We start from the raw sequence: 19,907 nt of genomic DNA, 5'->3' as shown, positions 1-19,907 counted from the left end.
TGCCCTACTCTTCCCTTACCTGTTTCTTCGGTATGTTGAAGCGCGCTTTCTCGCTTTCGTCGCGTCTTTCGTGGTAAAGTTTCTTCAACGGGTCTTTCCTTGCCTCGTCATAGTCGGCACGGTTGCGCACCATGTCTATTGCCAAGTATATGGCATGGCGCATCGTCATTTCTTCCGCTTCGCCCTTTCCCGCCTTTCTGAATTCCGGTCCCATGTCAGGCATGGTCATCACCACCGGCATTGCGGCACATATCTTTATTCCGTTTTCCTGCTCGATGGTGCGGTATGGTATTGTTCCTTGATCTTTGTACATTGCCAGTATTCCGTCGAATGCGGTGTATTGGTCCTTGCCAAAGAACTGTTCTGCCGTATATGGGCCGAACACCTGTCTGCCCTCGTTCTCGAGTTTCTCTATTGCCGGTTTCAGTATCGTTGCCTCTTCGCTGTCCGCATTGTCATCGTTGTCTGTCGCGGGGTTCACTGCCAATATTGCAATGCGCGGGTTCGACATGCGGAAATCCCTGCACAGTGTGTCGTGCAATGCCGCTGCTTTCCGCTCCACGAGTTCCTTGGTTATGGCGGAGGTCACTTCCTTGAGCGGAATGTCTGTCGTTGCGAAAGCGAGTCGCATTTTCTTTCCCACAATCATGTGCAGTGCCTTTGCTCCTTCCCCCGTTTCTTTCTCCATCAGGTCGGTTTGGTCTTTGTATTCTGCATTGCCCGACTTCAAGTTGCCATCGCATACCGGTGCCCCCACTATTGCATCCACAAGCCCTTTCCGTTTGTCTTCAACGGCTCTCAGGAGAGCCTTCGCAGCAGCCTCTCCCGACTCTTGTGTCGGTTCTCCCAAATCCACTTTCGTGTCGTTCTCGAGCACTGTCAGCAGGTTGAGCCGTCCGTCGCATGCCTCTTCTGCATTGTATATGATACTGAAATTGGCTTGTATTCCGAGGACATTACGGTGGTATGCCGCCACCTTTGGCGAGCCGTATATGATGGGAGTACATAGTTCGAGCATTTCGGGTTCGGCGAAAGTTTTGAATATCATCTCGTAACCTATGCCGTTTGTGTCGCCGTGTGTTATGGCGATGCGTATCTTCCTGTCTTCCATGTTATGATTTTTTGTTTTTTTCTGTTATTCGTATAAGGTGGTGATTTATAAATCATCGCCAAATTAAATTTACATTGCGGGTAACGTCTCGTCATCTCAACCGCCTCCGCAACCACCCTTGTGCTTGGTGTTGAGCAGTCCGCATGCGGCGAAAATGTCTTGACCTCGCGATGCACGTATAGTGGTAAAGATGCCGTGTGACGTGAGATAGTCGCGCAGTTGCTCCATCTTGGCATCGTCAACGCCTTGCAGCGGCACGTCCGGAATTTCGTGAAACCTTATGAGATTGATGCGGCAGTCCAATCCCGACAGCAGTCGCACAATTTCCCTCGCATGTTCCACGGAGTCGTTCTCTCCGCCGAACACGATGTACTCGAACGACAATCGGCGTTGTCCGCTGAAATCATATTGCCGCAGCAATGCCACGACATCTTCTATCGGCATAGCCCTCTCGGCGGGTATCAGTAGTTTTCGCTGCTCGTGAATCGGTGAGTGCAGGCTTATGGCAACATGACATCGGCTCTCGTCAAGGAAACGTTTCAGTTTTCCTTTCACTCCCACCGTACTTACCGTTATGCGTTTCGGACTCCATGCCCAACCGTATTCCGCGGTCAGAATTTCTGTCGTACGCAGCACGTTGTCGAGGTTGTCCATCGGTTCTCCCTGTCCCATGAACACTATGTTGGTAAGTGTGTCACGCTCCGGCAGCGAGTAAATCTGGTTGAGAATGTCGGTTGCCGTGAGTTGTCCCTCAAAGCCTTGTTTTCCGGTTTGGCAGAAAAGACAATTCATCTTGCAGCCCACTTGGCACGACACGCACAGTGTGGCACGCTCTCCGTCGGGTATATACACTGTCTCGACCGCGGCATCGGTGTTGCCTGCCGGAAAGAGATACTTGCGTGTTCCGTCGGAGGAGGTCTGCACGGTAATTGCTTCCGTCCTTCCCACGGTAAATTCCCGTGCCAGCAGTTCGCGGTTTTTCTTGGAGATGTTTGTCATCTCGTCTATGTCTTTCACGCCCTTGGCGTATATCCAATCCGCAATCTGCCCGACCGTAAAAGCCGGCATTCCGAGCAAGCCGGTGGCAACTCTTATCTCGTCGGGTGTCATTCCCAACAGTCGTTGTTTCTCTCTCTCGTTCATCATGTTGTCATAATGCAGGTTGCAAAGTTACGTTTTTTTTTCATTTTTCATTGTATCCCACAATCGTTTTTTCCCTTTTTTACATAAATGACAATACGAACGTATGTCGCGGATGGTGCTTGAAGAAAACTCGACATGGCACGAAAGTTGACATTACGGATGTCTCTCAACATATAATAATAAATGTATGCCGCACCTCTTAGCCCATACAATGCACTTACCGAAAAACGAACGAAATATACAAGTAACTGTTTTTTAACCCAAATCAGTCATTAGAACCCTAAACCGATTTTGTTCGATTGTTGGGCAGATGTGCAGCCGTTTCATCGAAGGCGTAGCGGGCTGCGTCGGGATGTAATGGCTGCGCAGATGTCAGCAAGCGGGCTAAAGCAGTTGGGAAGCGTAACGGCAATGGCAAATCTAAGCAAATGCGGTCTGATGACCGATTCGGGTTTAATATCCGGCTAACAAAAACAGACTGTTGAAACCTATTTGTTCAACAGTCTGTTTTTTGTTATATTAAACTTCTTCGCCTTATACAACACCTCTCATTATGTCCTCGAATGCCGATAGTGCAGCCTTTGCCCCTTCGCCCATCGCCACCACAATTTGCTTGTATGGCACGGTTGAGACATCGCCTGCGGCATATACACCGTTTACCGAAGTGCGACATGAGGCATCGACCGGTATCTCACGCCGTGGAGAGAGTTCGATTTCTTCTGCAAACAGGTCACTGTTAGGAGCAAGTCCGATTTGCACAAAGACTCCGTCGAAAGCATAATCTCGTTCCTCGTTGCTAACACGGTTTTTCACGGTAAGCCCCGTAAGTCGTTGTCCGTCGCCTTTTACGCCGGTTGTTTGGGAGTTGGTGTGAATGTCGATGTTGGACATGCTCCGCGCTTTCTCAATCAGAACGTTGTCGGCACGAAGAGTGTCGGCAAACTCGAACACCGTGACATGCGAACAAATGCCGGCAAGGTCGATTGCCGCTTCCATGCCGGAGTTGCCACCGCCGATTACAGCCACGTCGCGCCCTTTGTAGAAAGGTCCGTCGCAGTGTTGACAGAAATGTATGCCGTGACCGATGTATTTGTCCTCGTTTTCGAGGTTGAGTCTGCGCCATTCCGCACCCGTGGCTATTATAACTGCCTTTGATATAAACACTTCGCCGCCTTTTACCGCGATGCGCTTCTCCTTATCTTTCAGGCTCACGCTGTTTATCTTGCGGTTTGCAAACACCTTTATCGGATAGTTCTCTATATGAGCGAGCAGGTCGGCAGAAAGTCGGCTGCCGGTGGTATGCGGCACCGATATAAGATTATCAATACCCACCGTCTCGTTTACCTGTCCCCCGACACGTTCCGCCACGATGGCAACATTAAGTCCCTTGCGGGCGGAGTATATTGCGGCCGACGCTCCTGCCGGACCGCCTCCCGCCACAACAATATCAAACTTGTGTTCAACCGGTCGGGCATTGGTATCCGTCTCGCTTCCCACCTTGTCTTCAAGTTTCTGCAGGAGCATGCCGAGGTCGCCGCGTCCGATGTGTATCTGCTCGTCGCCGAGGAATACTGCCGGCACGCCTTGTATGTTCCGGCTGCTTACTTCGTCTTGGAACAAAGCCCCGTCTATCATCTCGTGACTTATTCCGGGATTTATCAAAGCCATAACGTTGAGAGCCTGCACCACGTCGGGGCAGTTGGTACAAGTCAGCGATACGTATGTACGGAGAACCGCAGGTGTTTTCAACGATGCTATGCGGCGGCAGATAGCCTCATCGGGAATGTTTTTTCCCTGTCCGTCGGCATTGAGAACGGCGAGCAGCAGCGATGTGAACTCGTGCCCGTTGGGTATTCCTCGGAAAACTATTCCCGTAGGCTCATCGTTACGCAGAATACCGAAAGCGGGTGTGTTGCCACCATTTATGATGTTAATTTCCATGCTCAGCATGTCGGAGCATGACACTATGTCGGCGAGGAAAGATTTGAGTTCCTCCCCGTTGTTGTCGCCTTCTGCAACGTCCGCAACGAATTTAATATCGGTTTTAAGCGATGTGAAGACTCCTTTCACCTGTTGAAGTATTTCTTTGTCAAGCATGTTGTTCCTTCTTAAAATTGGTTCATAGGTTTAAAAAAGACGGAACCGCAGCCCCGTCTTTAATTCTAAATGCCTGTGGGCTTTTAAATTTTGCCTACGAGGTCGATACTTGGTTTGAGAGTTTCTGCACCCTGCTTCCATTTCGCCGGGCATACTTCGCCTTCGTGCGATGCAACGAACTGTGCAGCCTGTACTTTGCGTACGAGTTCCTCCGCATTGCGACCGATGCTGTTGTCTTGTATCTCAGCAATTTTGACAAGACCTTCGGGGTTTACGAGGAACGTTCCACGATAAGCCACTCCCGCATCTTCAATATACACTCCGAAGCCCTTTGCCAATGTCCCGATTGGGTCGGCGAGCATTGCATACTTAATCTTCTTTATGCTGTCTGAAGCATCATGCCATGCCTTGTGCACGAAATGTGTGTCGCAACTTACGGAGAACACCTCAACTCCCATGGCTTTCAGTTCCTCGTGTTTCTCTGCGAGATCGACCAACTCCGTAGGACATACGAAAGTGAAATCGGCAGGGTAGAAGAAGAACAGAGCCCACTTGCCCTTTATGTCCTCGTTGCTTATGGTTTTAAACTCGCCGTTGTGGAAGGCACTTACTTTAAACTCTGGTACTTGTGCATTAATTATTGATTCCATAATTATATATATTGTTAGTTTGTTTTTAAATTCTTTTTATATGTTTCATTGTTCACTTCATGCGTCCTTCAACAACTTCCCAGTTGATGATAGACCATATTTCTGCCAGATGATCGACTCTTCTGTTTTGAAAGTCGAGATAGTAAGCATGTTCCCAAACATCGATACCCATAAGAGGATTCAGTCCGCTACGCAACGGGTTTCCGCCGTTTGCTTCCCGAGTGATGACAAGTTTGCCGTCATTGTCTTGAGAAAGCCATGCCCAACCGGAACCGAAGAGTGTGGCAGCAGCCTGCGAGAATTGCTTCTTGAACTCTTCGAAACTGCCGAATGCAGCGTTTATGGCTTCTGCGATCTTTCCTTTCGGCGCATTATTGTCAACCGGCGACATAAACTGCAGGAAATAAAGGTTGTGATTAAGCGTCTGTCCGGCGTTGTTGTAAACGGATCCTTCCGGTGCCGATTTCACTATTTCTTCTATAGACTTGCCTTCGAGCGGTGTACCCTCGACAAGACTGTTTGTTGTATTAACGTAGTTTTGCAAGTGTTTTCCGTAATGGAAATTTATCGTTTGTCTGCTGATTACAGGCTCGAGAGCATTTTCAGCGTATGGCAGTTTTGGCATGTTTATATTCATAATCTTGTTTTTTAAAATCGTTATTGTTTTTCTTTCACGGTGCAAAGTTAGGCAACAAAGGAGATGCCCGCAACAGATTTATTCTATCGGTCAATCGAAAAAATCTATAAAGAGGTTTAACTTCTTGTTATTCAAGATAATATAAAAGGAAATGTTTTTTACTTAAACGGTATTTTTTATTATGACGGTTAATTGTTCACGGCATTCATCGTCCATGACGAGTACATGTCGGAAGTAAAACGGAGTGTACTCTCCCGATATATACCGTATGGTCGAAATCATGCTTTTTGGGTATTGCATTATTCGCAAACGATACTTATCTTTGCGGCATAACTATACAAAAGGACTCGACGGTAACAAGTTTGCACAACTTAATTTATAAAAAATATATGAGCGTTATTAATTTCATCAACGAAGAGAACATTACCCTTATACAAGGAGTGAACGGCATCTGCCTGTGCAATGAAGGGTGGATGATGCAGCGAAAGAGAGACTGTAAGGATATGGAAAACAAGTAAAACTGTACCTTCCGGTATTCCGAAAGTTTGGCTTTTGAATTAGAAAAGAGAAACATTCCGTGCATTTATGCAGGTTATAAGTTTTTTTTTCGTAAGTTTGCAGTGAGAAAAGAAAAAGACAAAGCAAGAAACAATACTATGACACTGCAACAATTAGAATATGTGATGGCAGTTTTCCGCTTCAGGCACTTTGCCAAGGCGGCAGAACATTGCAACGTGACACAACCCACTCTGAGTTCGATGATACAGAAACTGGAGGAAGAACTGGGAATGAAGATATTCGACCGGAACAGACAGCCGATAATGCCTACGCCGGCAGGGAAACTCGTTGTGGAGCAGGCATGGAGCGTGATAGTGAGAGCTAAGAAACTGCGTGATACCGCCGAGGAACAGAAAAAGTCGCTGGTGGGTACGTTCAACATCGGAGTGTTGCCAACCATAGCGCCGTATCTCGTGCCGCGATTTTTCCCGAAACTGCTCGATGAACACCCCGAGATGGACGTACGAATTACCGAGATGAAGACTGCCGACATAAAGACGGCACTAATCCACGGGGACATAGATGCAGGTATATTGGCGCGTATAGAGGGATGCGAAGATTTTGTTTGCCACAACTTGTTCTACGAGAAATTCATGGCATACGTCTCCGAGACTGACAGTCTGCTCAAAGCAAAGGCCATACGTGTGGCAGATCTTAAAGATGAGTTCTTGTGGTTGCTCGACGAGGGGCATTGTTTCCGCGATCAGTTGGTCAAGTTCTGCCAACTGAAATCGGCATCAAGAAGCAAAAAGGCGTACAACCTCGGCAGTATAGAGACATTCATGCGCATAGTGGAGAACGGGAAAGGGGTGACATTCATTCCCGAACTTGCCACGATGCAACTTACCGAAAGTCAGTCACGCCTCGTAAAACCTTTTGCCCATCCCATACCGACACGCGAATTGGTACTGATGACAAGCCGCCATTTCATCAGGGCAACTTTGCGCGACATGATAATAGATTGCATAAAACAGTCGGTGCCGTCGTCAATGCTAAGCCTCTCGCGGACAAGCGTACAGATATAGTGAGACATAATGCGGTCGTGTCTGCAACTTCGGTTGGACACGACCGGCATTATTACTTTATTTGCACTCCGAGATAAAATTGCCTGCTTTATACAAAGCGTGCTTTACCGTTCTTTGACTGAGTCACGCTTGAGTTGAAGGCTTATGGTTGATTATCAACCTGTATTGAACTTTCCTCTCATCTGTTGTGTTGGTAGTATGAAAGATTAATTTCAATAGTCCCAGATGTTATCGGAACCAATATCATCATCGAAATATCCACGTTTCGAGTCCGCTTCCATATCTCCGTCACTGTCTCCTCCCACACCAATATCCGGAGATGGTTTTCCGTTCTCTGTCACACTGTTAATATTCATCAAGCTTTCAATTGGCATGCAAATCTGTTCCGTATAAGGAGTAACATAACGTTTTTTATTCATTAAGTTCATTTTATTAAAATTTTCTTGTCTCCTTTAATGTATATTCCTTTTTTCATTTGTACGGAAGAGGGTGCGTCTATGTAAATAGGTCTGCCACAAATATCATAAACACGGTTGTTTTTTCCTTCACAAATTTCACCAATAAGTTCTATTCCCGTAGTCGAAGAGATGGTAAAGTCCATGTGTTTTGCTCCACCGTCACTATTCACCGGCATGATGTATGCACGATAACCTTTCAGTTTGTTTTTATCGCCAACAGCCTTATAAAACTTATTGTTGCTGATAAAATAAGAATTCATCGGAACATCTCCGTTAAAATAATTACCGTTGAAACTATAATTGACACCCGTGACATTAGGTTTGACAGAAGGTTCCAACGTAAGGTTGTCGAACGTGTATTCACTCCAACTTTTTACAGGTTTTATAAGACACGGTTTGTTGGCTGTTATACTTTTTGCATCAACAAAATTCAAAGTTGTCTCGGTTGAGTTCGGGTCAAACTCCAATATACGCGTTCCCGTTCCGAACAATGTTATGATGTCAGTGGTCGAAAGATTAAACGGCACACAGAAAGAGTTCCATTTGTCGCTCTTAATACTACGTTTGAATATTGTTCTTATGTTCTCAACACGAACTTCGAGTTTTAGAGTCTCATTCTCATCAAGAACGATAAAAGGTGATACTGTAAAGTCTTTCCAACCATATAGTTCTTGATACTTATCTCTCGTACCATAAGGAACAAAAAGTATTGCTTTCTGTCCTATAAGTTCGAAAGGGTCATTGCCTGTAACTCCTCGTGGGTTATCATCGTAAAGATAAACCTCCTTGACGTTTTCACAGCCGGTAAATGTTTCTTTCTCGAAATACAATGTACTAATGGGAAAAGTTATAGTCTCAAGACTCTTGCAGTTCTCGAAAGCATATTTGAAGGCTCTCTCCACGCCTTTGCCAAGTGTCACAGATTTTAATGAAGTGCAACCTGAGAATGCGTACTGCCCAATTTCTGTAACCGTTCCGGGAATACTTACAGAAGTAATTAATTCGTTACCCGTAAACACTCCTTTGTCTATTAAATCAATGGTGTACTCTTTACCATCATTCGCGATAATCTTTTCAGGTATAATAATGTCTCCCTTATAGTCTGTCTCTTTGCTCGCATGCAGTTGTACGGTCATTTTCTCCAAACTTCTCACTTTAAGATAGAATTCCGTACCATTTGCAATTCCTCGCAGATAAATAGCATTATCTGCCGATACGCCCAAAGTGCAGAACATCATAATCACTAAAAAAAATACTTTCATAAGTCCAAAATGTTTAGTGCATCGCCGTACACATAATTGATTCATTACTTCTTTTTTATTCTCATTATTCATAATATTATTTATTAAAAAAATCAACCACAATGTTAAATATGTAAAGATTATCCTTATATATTATCTTTAATATAATAAAAAACTTTGCAAAAGTAGACAAAGTGATTTTAACAAACAATGACATTTTTAAAAAACATACAGAAAAAACGATGCAAACGTTTACATTAAAAATAAAGATAAAGAATAAAAATGGGCTCTATAAATTAACCTTGTCAAGGTTAAGGGATCGTTTTATAATATTAAGAAAGTAAATAAATAAGGAGTATGACCGCTGCATCAAGGAACAAACCTATGCTTTGAAGCCCAAAAGACCTCAAAGTTACAAAACGTTACCCACAATATAAAAACCATTCTTGAGTAATGATTTTATAAAGCCGGACTAATTTGTCGAACTCTTCTTGTTAAGCAGACGGTAACCGATTATTCCCCCAAAGATGGAAGCGGTAAAGATTCCTATCTTGGCTTGAACGTAATTCTCGGGGGAATTAAATACCAACATGGTGACAAACATGGACATGGTAAAACCTATGGAGGTTATGAAACCCACTCCCGTCATTGTGCGCCATGTCATGGCACGTGAGCGTCTGCCAAGTCCTGTTTTCTCGGTAAGCCACACGGCAAAAAGGATACCCAACGGTTTTCCGAGAAGCAAACCGCACATCACGCCAAGAGCCACATTGTTGGCAAAGAGTACACTCACGTCCATATCGACGAAAGAGACACCGGCATTGGTCAAGGCAAAGATTGGCATGATGACAAAAGAGACCAAAGGATGCAGGCTGTGCTCAAGACGCTGGAGAGGAGGAATGGCATGTACGGATTCGGTTTTTACCTTTGACAGTATCTCCAACTGTTCGGGTTCAAGCGTCCGCACATCGTTCGGCAGAGCCTGTTTGAACTGCATGGTAAGTTTCTTCATACGAGCGATGAACACCGCTTCGGGAATGCGCGAGTCGGCAGGTATTACCATTGCTGCGAGAACGGCAGAGATTGTGGCATGAATACCTGACATTAAAAATGCCAACCACACTCCGCCAATGCCAAGAATACCGTAGAATAGTACGTTTTTCACACCCAGCCTGTTTCCCACGAACATGCCCCCGAGGAAAAGCATACCAATGGCAATGTTGACAACGGAGATTTCGGAGGTATAGAAAAGAGCGATAACGACAACCGCACCCAAGTCGTCAACAATGGCAAGAGTGGTAAGGAACACCTTTGCCGAAATCGGAACACGGTCGCCAAGCATGTAAACCACCGCCAAGGCGAAGGCAATATCGGTAGCCATTGGTATTCCCCAGCCGTTGGCTGTCGGTGTTCCGAAGTTGAAAATCATGTAAATCGCGGCAGGGAACAGCATTCCGAAGATTGCTGCCATGATGGGAAGCGTAACTTTTCTAAGGTCGCGCAACTCTCCCCCTATAAACTCTCGTTTCAGTTCCAAGCCGACAACAAAAAAGAACATGGACATGAGTCCGTCGTTAATCCAATGCTCCACACTGAAATCAAGATAGGAATTTCCGTTGACAATGAATCCCAGATGGCACTCCAAAAGATGTGAATACTCCTCGCGTAAAGGAGAATTGGCAAGTATCAATGCCAGAATGACAAACACCGCCAACACTATTCCGCTTGATTTCTCGCGATGCAAGAATTGCATTGTGGGTATGATCAGGCGGTTCTCTATGTTTTTTTGATAATTCTCTCGCATGTTTCAAAACCTGTTTTCGCAAGCATCGCGCCATAATAAAAAAGCATGTCACTTTTTCATTACACCGCTTATTGCTCTTGCAAATATAGCAAAAAGAATTGTACGAGCAATGAATTTCAATGGAAAATTGCCAAAGTTATTGTATTTCACAAGTAGATGTTCAAAATTAATTGCCCATATATATGCGTTTGTTTTCACAATCGGTATGCCGGTCGGAATAAGCAGTGTGGTTGATTATACGACTAATGACAGACGGTCGATTGACGGGGATATAAGTTAGTCGGTCATGCGGAATGCCATATTTCTCCGCTCACTATCATTTTGTTCTTTGGAAACACACAATCAACGTGATAAAGACAATTTATAAAACTCTCCATATACCGAATACCGTAAAATTACATTTAGGGAAAATCCTGCGGTCGATAGGGAAAATCCTTTGCGTTGATGATTATTTTATTGTTTCTTTGCATCGTAAAACAATACGGATAATTAAAAAATTAAAGATATGAAAAAGATTATCATCGCTCTTACAGTACTATTGACAATGGCTGCAAATGCCGACGCTATGAGTTATGAGCAGGCTCGAAGAGAAGCGTTATTTCTGACAGACAAAATGGCTTACGAATTGAACCTTACCGAGGATCAGTACGAAGCGGCATACGAGATTAACCTCGACTATTTATTGAGCATAAAGCACCGCGATGACCTTTACGGAATTTATTGGACAAGGCGCAACCTTGACTTGGAGTATATCCTTCTCGACTGGCAGTACCGGACATATCGCTCCGCTGTATATTTCTACCGTCCTCTATATTGGGACACCGGCTATTGGCATTTCGGTATATATGCCCGCTATCCGCAACGCACCTATTTCTACTACGGTTATCCGGATTTCTGGTATTCGTATCGAGGCAGACACAGTTGGCGGCACAATGGCGGAAGGAGTTGGTACAGAGGTCGCGAATGGGGCTATAGCCACAGATACGGACGAGGAGGACGAGGATTTGGCATGCGCGATGGTTTTGACCGAGGCGACTACCGCAACCGACGACCGGAAGGATACAGCGGACGAGGACGCACATACGAAGGTCATGGACGCAGAGGAGATTTCGGACGCAGACGCGATGATGGATACAGTAGAGGAGACATGGACAGACGGCACGATTGGAACAACCGAGGCGACTTTTCCAACGGGAGACGCAGAGAAGAATTTACGACAAAAAGAAAATTTGACGATTTCACGAACAGAAGACGTTCCGACGATGGTTCATATCGCGAAAGCAGCACACGTTCAACCGCATCAAAACGCGGAGAATTTGACCGCCCCAACAACGACCGCGGCATGCAGGGTCGTCCGTCGGGCACGTTCAGCCCAAGTCGCAGCAGCGGTTCGTTCGACCGCCCGAGACAAGGTAGTTCGCAAAGCAGCGGTTCGTTCAGCCGTCCGAGCAACAGCGGCGGCAGCAATAGATCCTTCGGCAACGGTCCACGCGGTGGAGGCGGCCATTTCGGAGGACGCAGATAAAAACGCTAAAATGTAACATATAAAAATATATGAATATGTTCTTCAACAGGTAAAACAAAAGGAAAAACGATTGAAAAAAGTAAAAACTTTTATTGTAAGGATAACAAGACAGACATATTAAACAAATCGAACGTCCGGCGATTCGCATTGCCGGACGTATTTTTATATCCATGTTCGGGACAAAATTACAAGAAATACATGTCATAAATTCTGTTTCCAATGAAACATTTAGAAAAGATTTGCTTCAAAGGTTACATCTCAATATTTTAATTATAAGATAAAACATGAAAATGATATTTTGGAACGCTCAAAGTATTTTTATCCGACATAAACATCAATTAACCCAAATCGGTCATTATACCTCATTTGCTTAGATTTGCTATTGCAGTTACGCTTCCCAACCGCTTTAGCCCGTTTGCTGACATCTGTGCAGCCATTACATCTCGACGTAGCCCGCTATGCCTTCGATGAAACGGCTGCACATCTGCTCAACAATCGAACAAAACCGGTTGAGGGTTCTAATGACCGATTGGGGATTAATTTCTTTTCGTATCATGTTCAATTTCCAACTTGTCCGCATTTGGCATCCTTTCGCGTCACAATATCGCCGATTTTGTAAAGCAATTCCGCCGAAATTGCAATACAAAATCGGCGGAATTGCTTTGTTGTTCGATATAAGACTGCGGTTCGGTACAATAAAAGGCGTAAATAGTTCATTCTAAACGGCGTTCCGGAAAATCGTTTCGCAATGAACATCATATCCGCATTGGGAGTTTTATGTTTCTTTGACAACAAGCCCGATACATTTGTCGGATATGTAGTCAGGGACACAAAACGGTTATGTCTTTCATTATTTATTAATCCGAGCCGGCATATTCTTATGCCATTATGGTCACGAAGAATACATTGACGAAAAACGACATGCAACGATGCCGGAGCGAACTCGCACTACTTAATGTCATCGTATGCACGGATTGACTCCGTAAAGCGACCATTGACATCTTCGAAAGTATAAAGTCCATCAGCGTTCTGACCGAGTCCTTTCAATTTCAGCGAGAACACCTGTGGTGCATGCTGCAAATCGAGCAAAGACATCTGCTTGAGTTGGTCTGTACTCTGATAGACAATGTTTAAGGCAATGTATTCCTTGCCTGCCGCGTCTGTCCATTTCTCAAAAACGAGTTTGGAGCCTATGGGAGTCTTCTTTTCGATAGAGTTAGGCAGAGAATATTCTTCCACACCGAGGGCTGCATTGACACTGGCTATATTTGAGTCGTGTCCGCAGAGGAAGGTAAATTTCCTGTCGTCAGAGTTCAGTTCGTCAAACATATACTGCAACAGCGGATGAGCCACATTGACGGCGACGACGGGCGCAGTGAAAAGCACATCTCCGTAGACATCCTTAATCTTAGCAATCTTTGTCCAGTCCTCGCGGCTTATTCTATGACCGAAAGCGGCCTTCACGGCATCCGGCTCTTCGTAGTATTGCAGTATAAAAGCATCGCTGGCAGAATTTGCATTCTTCAAAGCCCCCTTCATGCCCGGCTCTCTGTTGAGTTCGAGCGTAATCTTTGTATCATCGAAAACGAAGTCTTTCACTTCTCCTTTCTTATAATACTCGCTCTGTTTCATATCCAAAACCTCTGCAATAAGGTCGTAACTTTCTTTAAGTTGCTTGTTGATGCCCGTCAATCCTTCGGAACCGCCCATTGCATTTATCTGTTTCATTGCCTCTGCACGGAAGGCTTCGCCGGTCTTTGTGAGGCGCGGATTGAAAATCGGATCCATCTTTGACGGTACGAAACGATGATGAACAGTCAGGTTGGCTACCGGCATAAAACCACCGGAGAAATATTGCGCCGTGGCAATGCAACGCTGCATGGAGTTGGCATAGATGTTAACCTCATCAACAGTTGGCACGTAGTTTTCTTTGAAGAGACCTGCCGCCACTGTCCATTTCCAAAAGAACTGCCCCATTTCGGTTTCCAACACACCACCGCGTATGGTCAGTTCGCTCGCAGCCGACGTCCAGTCGGTCCACTCGTGCGGAGTCATTTTGCTAAGCACGGAACCGTTTGTTGACAGCGGTGAGCGGATATTGTGACGAGAGAGGATAACAACCTCTTTCAGTTTATACTTATTCTTAGAGTCTTGTGTACGCTGAATCTGTGCCAACGCAAATGAAGGACAGAGCATTGTCAACGTCACAAGGAGTATAAATGAATTAAGTTTTCTCATTGTTTTTAGGTTTTTGTTATAAAATACCGGGACTTACACGATGATAAGTCCCAGTTACGAATTTGAAAATTTAATGCCTTACAACTTGAACTGCAAGCGAGTTTCAAGTATGGAGAAAGTGTTGTCGTTGAATGCCTTGTTCTCGGTTGCCCTTGTTATGGAACCGCGTAAGCGCCAAATCATATACTTGTTGATATAATAGTCGAAAGTTACCGACCAATCGTGCACCTTACCACCATAGATATTGGTATCTTTATCGGTCAAGGTCGAGTAGTTGTAGGATGCCACCAACTCCATCGAACCCGGTTCCGGTGTTGCGATACCGGCGTCAGTTTTGGTATAGGCATAGCCCTGACCTTTCAGCAGGAAGCGCAGGTTGGTATATGCTCCCCAGGCATTGTAGTCGGGAAGTCCGCTCTCACGTGCGATGGCAACATAGAAATACTGTGCCTCAATACCGAAATTGCCGTATGCAGCGGTTATTTCCGGGGAAACCTTCCACAGAGACTTTGCCTCGGTGATGGTAGCACTCTGTACGGCAACATCGGCGATACGTGTGGGGAAAGTCGCTTTCAAAGTATAACTCTTGTGGTTCAGAGCATTGTCTGCATTGTAACGCGGAGACTCGTAAGCACCGCTTAAGCCCACATGGAATATATTTCCACGCTGAGTCAACGGACGGAAAACCAAGCGTGTCATGGCGCCCCATGCCTCGCTGCCGATTTTATCGGTAGAATTTTTCATTGCGTCGTTCTCTGCGAATACAGATGCCGTGGCATGGAATTTCTCTCCTGCATGCACTAACATCGCACCAAGCAAACGACTGTTGAAGAAGGCTTGGTTGGCTTCGGGTTCTTCCATGGAAATCTTGAAACTTGAGGAAGTGGCACTCTGCAAACCGAACTGGTGAACAAAGTAACCCATACGAACCAAGTTTTCTTTGTTGAAGTTATAATCTATGTTGATGTCTTTCAACGATAATTTCTGACGTGCATAGCCCACATCCACTTTCGCTTTCCAGTTGCCATACTTTGCACTGAAGCCTACACGGGCATCGGGTATGGCAACACCATCGTTCAACTTTGCGTTCAGTGTCTTGTCGGTGTTGTGCATGGCACCCACATCCATCAGGATACGACCGGAAACCTTTGTTTCCAAAGTAGGTTCACTCTGGGCAAATGCGCCTGCACCGACCATTAAGCCACATGCCGTTATTGCGATAATTCTTTTCATCTTTCAGATAAATTTGTTTCTTATGAGTATGGTGATGTTAAAAGGCGGCTGTTAGTCAGCTGCATTAAAAGTGCTCTTTGCCACCTTACCTTCTTTTACGAGTTTGGCAAACTCTTTCTTAGCCTTCTCCATCTGTGCTTGGAAAGCCGGCTCGGCATGCAGGCGTGCCACAACTGCCGCATTCACGATACGTGCTGCATCCACGTCGCTTTGCCAGTGGTATCCACAGATGACACGGCTCTGCCCCATTTCATACCCGCGTTTAAGAATCTCGTTCTGACGATCTGTGTTGATTTCAGAAAGCACAAGTGCCGTTGCCCAGCCTATAGCCGTATGACCGGAAGGATAAGAGCCGTTGGTGGAAAGTTCCTGCTGCTGCTCTGGGTTGCAAGTCATTTCTTTATAGAAAGCGAAAGGACGAACACGCATATAGTGCTTCTTTGCACCGCGTGTAGACAGGTCGCCGGCATCTTCACGGATATTAAGCACAAGTTTATAGATTTCCGGCGTTGTCTCCTTGCTTATTGTTATGCCGAATGCTTCGGAGAAAGCCTTAGGTACGCCATCGCCACCTACACGGGCATCGGCTACCGCCTGATCGCCGCGTGGTGTGTCTCGCTGCATCTTTCCCCAATGATATTGTGCCTCATCGTAGAGAAATTGAACGCTTCCCGGCTGTGGAGGCGGTGGAAGAAGATCGAGAGAACTTGCCTGTTGTCCTTCTTGCAGGAAATAAAGGTCGGGCTTAGTACGTACATCCTTAATCTTGGTAGTTGTCTGTGCAAATGTTGATACCGACAGGAAAGTCAGCAATGCAACAAAAATAGTTTTCTTTGTCATAAGTTAAAATTTAATAGGTTTTTAATTTATTGTTTCGTTTTCACTGATGCAAAGATATGATAAAAGGCATAAAAAAGATAGTTGCATTCTGTTATTTTCTAAAAATAAGCAAATGCAACTACCTTAAAACTCTGATAATAAGCGAAGTAATTATTCCACAAGTTTTAACAAATAATAAATCATTGTATAAGGATTATTATCGCAGTAGGCTTTCAGCAAGCCCAAGTTTTCTCCTATCTTGCCATGATAGAGACGGCTGATAACGGGATTGAGGTTGCCCAGCACACCTATCATGCCGGGCAGCAGTGTGCGTTTAACCTTGGGATCGGCCAAAAGGAGCATCAATACTTTTACCTGCTGACTGCCCGAACCATTGAATCGCAGTATCTCTTCCATCACCTCGCGGTCGGTCTGACAGAAACTATCATAAAGTTGAACGATGCAGGAAGCAATCCGGCTTGTGGTATCACGGGCAGCCATGCTTATCTCGTCGAATAGTTTCGACTCAAACTTGCGCATTCTCCGTGCTTCGTTTTCTTTTACCACGGCATTATGCTTACAAGCATACTCTTGCATAAGGTCGTACAGACTGACAAGCAGGCGTATTTGTTTCAGGCGTTCGTCTATGCCATGCAGTGTGCGCAACATGATGATACGGTCGCGCACATCTATTTCTTTCTCTATATGCTCCAATTCTGTTGCCAGTTCTGCAACGACGTAATGGTAGTTCCGCAGGTCTTTCAGAGCATTTCGGGTTGTGGTGATATACTGCCGTACACTTTCCAATGCCTTGTCTGAGAATATTTGTTCGTACTCCTGTCTGATGGTGATGAAATCGGCATGTACTTCCGACAACGGCTTATGATGGCAGTCCTCGGTAATTTTGTCGAGGCGGACGGCTATTTGTTCGTTGATGCCCGGCAAAGTCATTGTACCATCTGTGGAGAGGCGGAATTTCCGAATACGCTCCTCAAGGTCGTGTACATGGTTCAACCATAGTTCGTTTCGGCTGCTCTGACTTATAATCAAGTCAACATCTTCGGAGTTCCGCGCCCGTTCAGACTCCTTTACAAGCAGTGTCCGTTCATAAAAGCCGGTGTCTCGTATCTCCTCTATCTGGCGGTCGATAACCTTCACCATCTGCAAAGCGGTATCACGATTGAGACGCATAATGCGGTCAGAGATTTGCTTTATCTGTTCGTTTGTTCTTACGATATTAGTTGTATTGATGTCTATTTGGTCTATACTGCCGTTTATGTCGGCAATGGAGGTCTTCCCTTTCTCATCGAGCCGGGCAAGCATGGCGTTCAAACCTTCCGCACGCCGGCGCAGATCATCGATGCGAGCCTGTAACTGGCGTTTCTGCGAGCGATGACGGCGATGCCTCGAAAAGAAATATAAGGCAACAATAAGTATAACTGCCAATGTTATTAACAATATGAACTGCATATTCACTACCTTGTCATCGAAAGTAATCCATTCCAATTCCTTCTCATTAGACGGAGAAAGAACGGCCATGCCAAGGTCGGAACCGAGATAGAGCCGGTTGTTTCTCACAAAGCCGGCACGGGCATTAAACCTAATGTCGGCATATAACACGCCACAGTCTTTCAGTTTCTTTCCTCTGACAATGTATTTATGCACGCCGGCTTCGGGAATTGTATAGATAATGCTGTCGTTGACGAGGAACAGCCGTTTGTTGCCATTGGCTTCTATGGAATCGGCTCCCAAAGAAAGCAACTTGTGATTTGTAAGAAAGAGAATGTTTCGCTCGTAGCCATTGTTTACCAGCAGGTCGTGTATGAAAGCGTAACGCTCTGTATCCTTGACGGGATATACCTCGTCTCCCGAAAGGCAGAAGATGCCATCGTTGAGCGTCGAGACATAAATGTCTTCGCTATGCGGAACATGGCTTATGGCAGTGACATACTTATTGTTAATTTGTTGCAGGGTATCAACATGTCCTGTCCGGGTATCTATACTTAGAAGGAAGTCCTGAAGACCTAAAAGGATTTTCTTTGTCGCCGACACGGCAGACATTGCCGTAATGCGTGTCCCCGACTGATATATAGTCTTCGGTCGCACAAACAGTTCGTTGATAAGGTGCGAACTGCCAAAGTCGGCACAATATAGTTTATTATTGGCATTGCAGTAGTAAATGGTATTACCTATGGCGCAAATGTCGGTTGGAGCATTGTCTGTTGAGAAATCATAGATTTTCTTTGCATAACCCTTGCCGCCCGACTGAATGAAGAGTTCGTTGCGATTGTTAAGATAGTAAAAACCGGTCTCGCTGTAACAAGACGACAATACGGGTGCATCGCCATTGAACACACCCAAATGGTGGGGTATCTTCCATACGGCATTGTCGGTTATCATCAGCGAGAATCCGTTACCGTCATCGGGCAACACGGAATTATGCGAGGTGCCCGGGATATTATGGCGCAACGGAATGGAGGTAAAATTCTTCAGATCGGCAGAAAGACGTATGCACGATGGCGAGACGAAATAATGCATATTACCAACCTTGTAGAATGCTTGTGCAACAGCAGGTAGCGGATATTCCTGCACGGAACTGCCGTCGGGATTCTCCACTATCATTTTGTTTTCAAATACAATATATATCTTTCCGTCGCATACAGACAAGGCATTTGCACGAAAGCCCTCATGCCTTAAAGTGGTCTTACCGTTGTTTAAGGAATGACATACAACACCTTCGTGAGTGGCAGCAAACAGATATTCGTCATCGACAAGACAAAGATGACTTACCGGATAGGGCAATACCCTCTTTCTGTCCGGTATTGTCGGCCGATGGATAGATACGTTTAAGTTGTGGTTCGTCGTCTCCGGTTGTCATTCCATACAATCCCTGAGATGTTGCCACGAATATCCGACTGTCTGTTAGTTCTATATCGTATGGCGAATAGCGATTGCCCTTACATGGAATGGTATAGGTTTTGCGATGTATCATACTGTCTCCTGCCAACTGCCAGAGTTGCAATCCGGCATTGCGTGAAGCTATCCACACCTTGGAAGGAGACCGGTGATCGCGAACGACATCGTATATGCGATCCAATCCCGTGGCATGGCGATGTCTGCCTTGCTCATCTACATGCCATACGATACCCGTCTCACCTCCCACCCAATAGCCCTTGCCATCGGCAGAAAGAGAGGATAGCCGTTCGTTGTAATGGTATTCCATCTCCGAGAGAGTCTTCGTATTATCTTTACGGTCACAAGCACCGAGCAGAAAAAATGTGGCTATCCATAGGAAAGCCGGAATACACGAGCGGATTTTTTGTATATAGAATGGTACACTATTTATGTATAAATTGTATTCTTTCAAA

At 45.4% G+C, this 19,907-nt stretch carries 18 protein-coding genes; 4 read left to right on the top strand and 14 right to left on the bottom strand.

Features of this window, described 5'->3' with window-relative positions; genetic code table 11:
• Nucleotides 1-4: 4 nt before the first annotated feature.
• From EII32_RS01715 to EII32_RS01695, 6 genes are all read right to left on the bottom strand, one after another.
• Entirely contained in the window at nucleotides 5-1,111 is a 1,107-nt protein-coding gene (locus tag EII32_RS01715) for a PdxA family protein (RefSeq protein ID WP_125233733.1), read from the bottom strand.
• A 96-nt stretch (nucleotides 1,112-1,207) separates the two neighbouring features.
• Nucleotides 1,208-2,257 (bottom strand): 23S rRNA (adenine(2503)-C(2))-methyltransferase RlmN, encoded by a 1,050-nt coding sequence (rlmN, locus tag EII32_RS01710; protein WP_125233732.1) that lies wholly within the window; start codon nucleotides 2,255-2,257, stop codon nucleotides 1,208-1,210.
• 277 nt (nucleotides 2,258-2,534) lie between these two features.
• Entirely contained in the window at nucleotides 2,535-2,672 is a 138-nt protein-coding gene (locus EII32_RS12015) for a hypothetical protein (RefSeq protein WP_158611099.1), read from the bottom strand.
• A 116-nt stretch (nucleotides 2,673-2,788) separates the two neighbouring features.
• Nucleotides 2,789-4,351 (bottom strand): alkyl hydroperoxide reductase subunit F, encoded by a 1,563-nt coding sequence (gene ahpF / locus EII32_RS01705; protein WP_125233731.1) that lies wholly within the window; start codon nucleotides 4,349-4,351, stop codon nucleotides 2,789-2,791.
• A gap of 83 nt (nucleotides 4,352-4,434) precedes the next feature.
• Complete coding sequence (gene ahpC, locus EII32_RS01700; RefSeq protein WP_125233730.1) at nucleotides 4,435-5,001, bottom strand: alkyl hydroperoxide reductase subunit C; 567 nt, start codon at nucleotides 4,999-5,001, stop codon at nucleotides 4,435-4,437.
• Between the two features lie 52 nt (nucleotides 5,002-5,053).
• Nucleotides 5,054-5,638, bottom strand: a complete 585-nt coding sequence (locus EII32_RS01695; protein ID WP_125233729.1) for a superoxide dismutase — start codon at nucleotides 5,636-5,638, stop codon at nucleotides 5,054-5,056.
• Between the two features lie 389 nt (nucleotides 5,639-6,027).
• Between EII32_RS01695 and EII32_RS12690 the strand changes: the two genes are divergently transcribed.
• Entirely contained in the window at nucleotides 6,028-6,156 is a 129-nt protein-coding gene (locus EII32_RS12690) for a hypothetical protein (protein WP_255416437.1), read from the top strand.
• Nucleotides 6,157-6,294: 138 nt separating this feature from the next.
• Nucleotides 6,295-7,221 carry a hydrogen peroxide-inducible genes activator gene (locus EII32_RS01690; protein ID WP_125233728.1) on the top strand — a complete coding sequence of 309 codons (927 nt, stop codon included), beginning with the start codon at nucleotides 6,295-6,297 and terminating at the stop codon, nucleotides 7,219-7,221.
• Nucleotides 7,222-7,433: 212 nt separating this feature from the next.
• Here EII32_RS01690 and EII32_RS01685 read toward each other — a convergent pair whose 3' ends face one another.
• From EII32_RS01685 to nhaA, 3 genes are all read right to left on the bottom strand, one after another.
• A complete protein-coding gene (locus tag EII32_RS01685; RefSeq protein ID WP_233582282.1) occupies nucleotides 7,434-7,577 on the bottom strand; it encodes a hypothetical protein in 144 nt (47 codons plus the stop codon).
• Between the two features lie 68 nt (nucleotides 7,578-7,645).
• Nucleotides 7,646-8,941, bottom strand: a complete 1,296-nt coding sequence (locus EII32_RS01680) for a leucine-rich repeat domain-containing protein (protein ID WP_158611098.1) — start codon at nucleotides 8,939-8,941, stop codon at nucleotides 7,646-7,648.
• A 451-nt stretch (nucleotides 8,942-9,392) separates the two neighbouring features.
• Nucleotides 9,393-10,724 (bottom strand): Na+/H+ antiporter NhaA, encoded by a 1,332-nt coding sequence (gene nhaA / locus EII32_RS01675; protein WP_125233725.1) that lies wholly within the window; start codon nucleotides 10,722-10,724, stop codon nucleotides 9,393-9,395.
• A 505-nt stretch (nucleotides 10,725-11,229) separates the two neighbouring features.
• Between nhaA and EII32_RS01670 the strand changes: the two genes are divergently transcribed.
• On the top strand, nucleotides 11,230-12,249 hold the full coding sequence (locus tag EII32_RS01670) for a hypothetical protein (protein WP_125233724.1): 1,020 nt from the start codon (nucleotides 11,230-11,232) through the stop codon (nucleotides 12,247-12,249).
• 376 nt (nucleotides 12,250-12,625) lie between these two features.
• The gene (locus tag EII32_RS01665; protein WP_125233723.1) at nucleotides 12,626-12,868 is read left to right on the top strand and encodes a hypothetical protein; all 243 of its coding nucleotides are present in this window, start codon (nucleotides 12,626-12,628) and stop codon (nucleotides 12,866-12,868) included.
• A gap of 329 nt (nucleotides 12,869-13,197) precedes the next feature.
• Here the strand turns inward: EII32_RS01665 and EII32_RS01660 are convergent, their stop codons facing one another.
• The 5 genes from EII32_RS01660 to EII32_RS01640 form a co-directional block, all read right to left on the bottom strand.
• Complete coding sequence (locus tag EII32_RS01660) at nucleotides 13,198-14,487, bottom strand: histidine-type phosphatase (RefSeq protein ID WP_125233722.1); 1,290 nt, start codon at nucleotides 14,485-14,487, stop codon at nucleotides 13,198-13,200.
• A gap of 78 nt (nucleotides 14,488-14,565) precedes the next feature.
• Nucleotides 14,566-15,720 (bottom strand): OprO/OprP family phosphate-selective porin, encoded by a 1,155-nt coding sequence (locus EII32_RS01655; protein ID WP_125233721.1) that lies wholly within the window; start codon nucleotides 15,718-15,720, stop codon nucleotides 14,566-14,568.
• Nucleotides 15,721-15,771: 51 nt separating this feature from the next.
• Nucleotides 15,772-16,560 (bottom strand): acid phosphatase, encoded by a 789-nt coding sequence (locus EII32_RS01650; protein ID WP_125233720.1) that lies wholly within the window; start codon nucleotides 16,558-16,560, stop codon nucleotides 15,772-15,774.
• A gap of 150 nt (nucleotides 16,561-16,710) precedes the next feature.
• Complete coding sequence (locus EII32_RS01645; protein ID WP_125233719.1) at nucleotides 16,711-19,341, bottom strand: hypothetical protein; 2,631 nt, start codon at nucleotides 19,339-19,341, stop codon at nucleotides 16,711-16,713.
• Complete coding sequence (locus EII32_RS01640; protein ID WP_125233718.1) at nucleotides 19,304-19,906, bottom strand: hypothetical protein; 603 nt, start codon at nucleotides 19,904-19,906, stop codon at nucleotides 19,304-19,306. The genes EII32_RS01645 and EII32_RS01640 overlap by 38 nt, the downstream gene beginning before the upstream one ends.
• Nucleotide 19,907 lies beyond the last annotated feature (1 nt).

It is taken from the genome of Prevotella sp. OH937_COT-195 (assembly GCF_003932845.1).
GTDB lineage: Bacteria > Bacteroidota > Bacteroidia > Bacteroidales > Bacteroidaceae > Prevotella.
The sequence above is the reverse complement of the archived record's forward strand: the minus strand, read 5'-3'. Positions and strand labels throughout refer to the sequence as shown.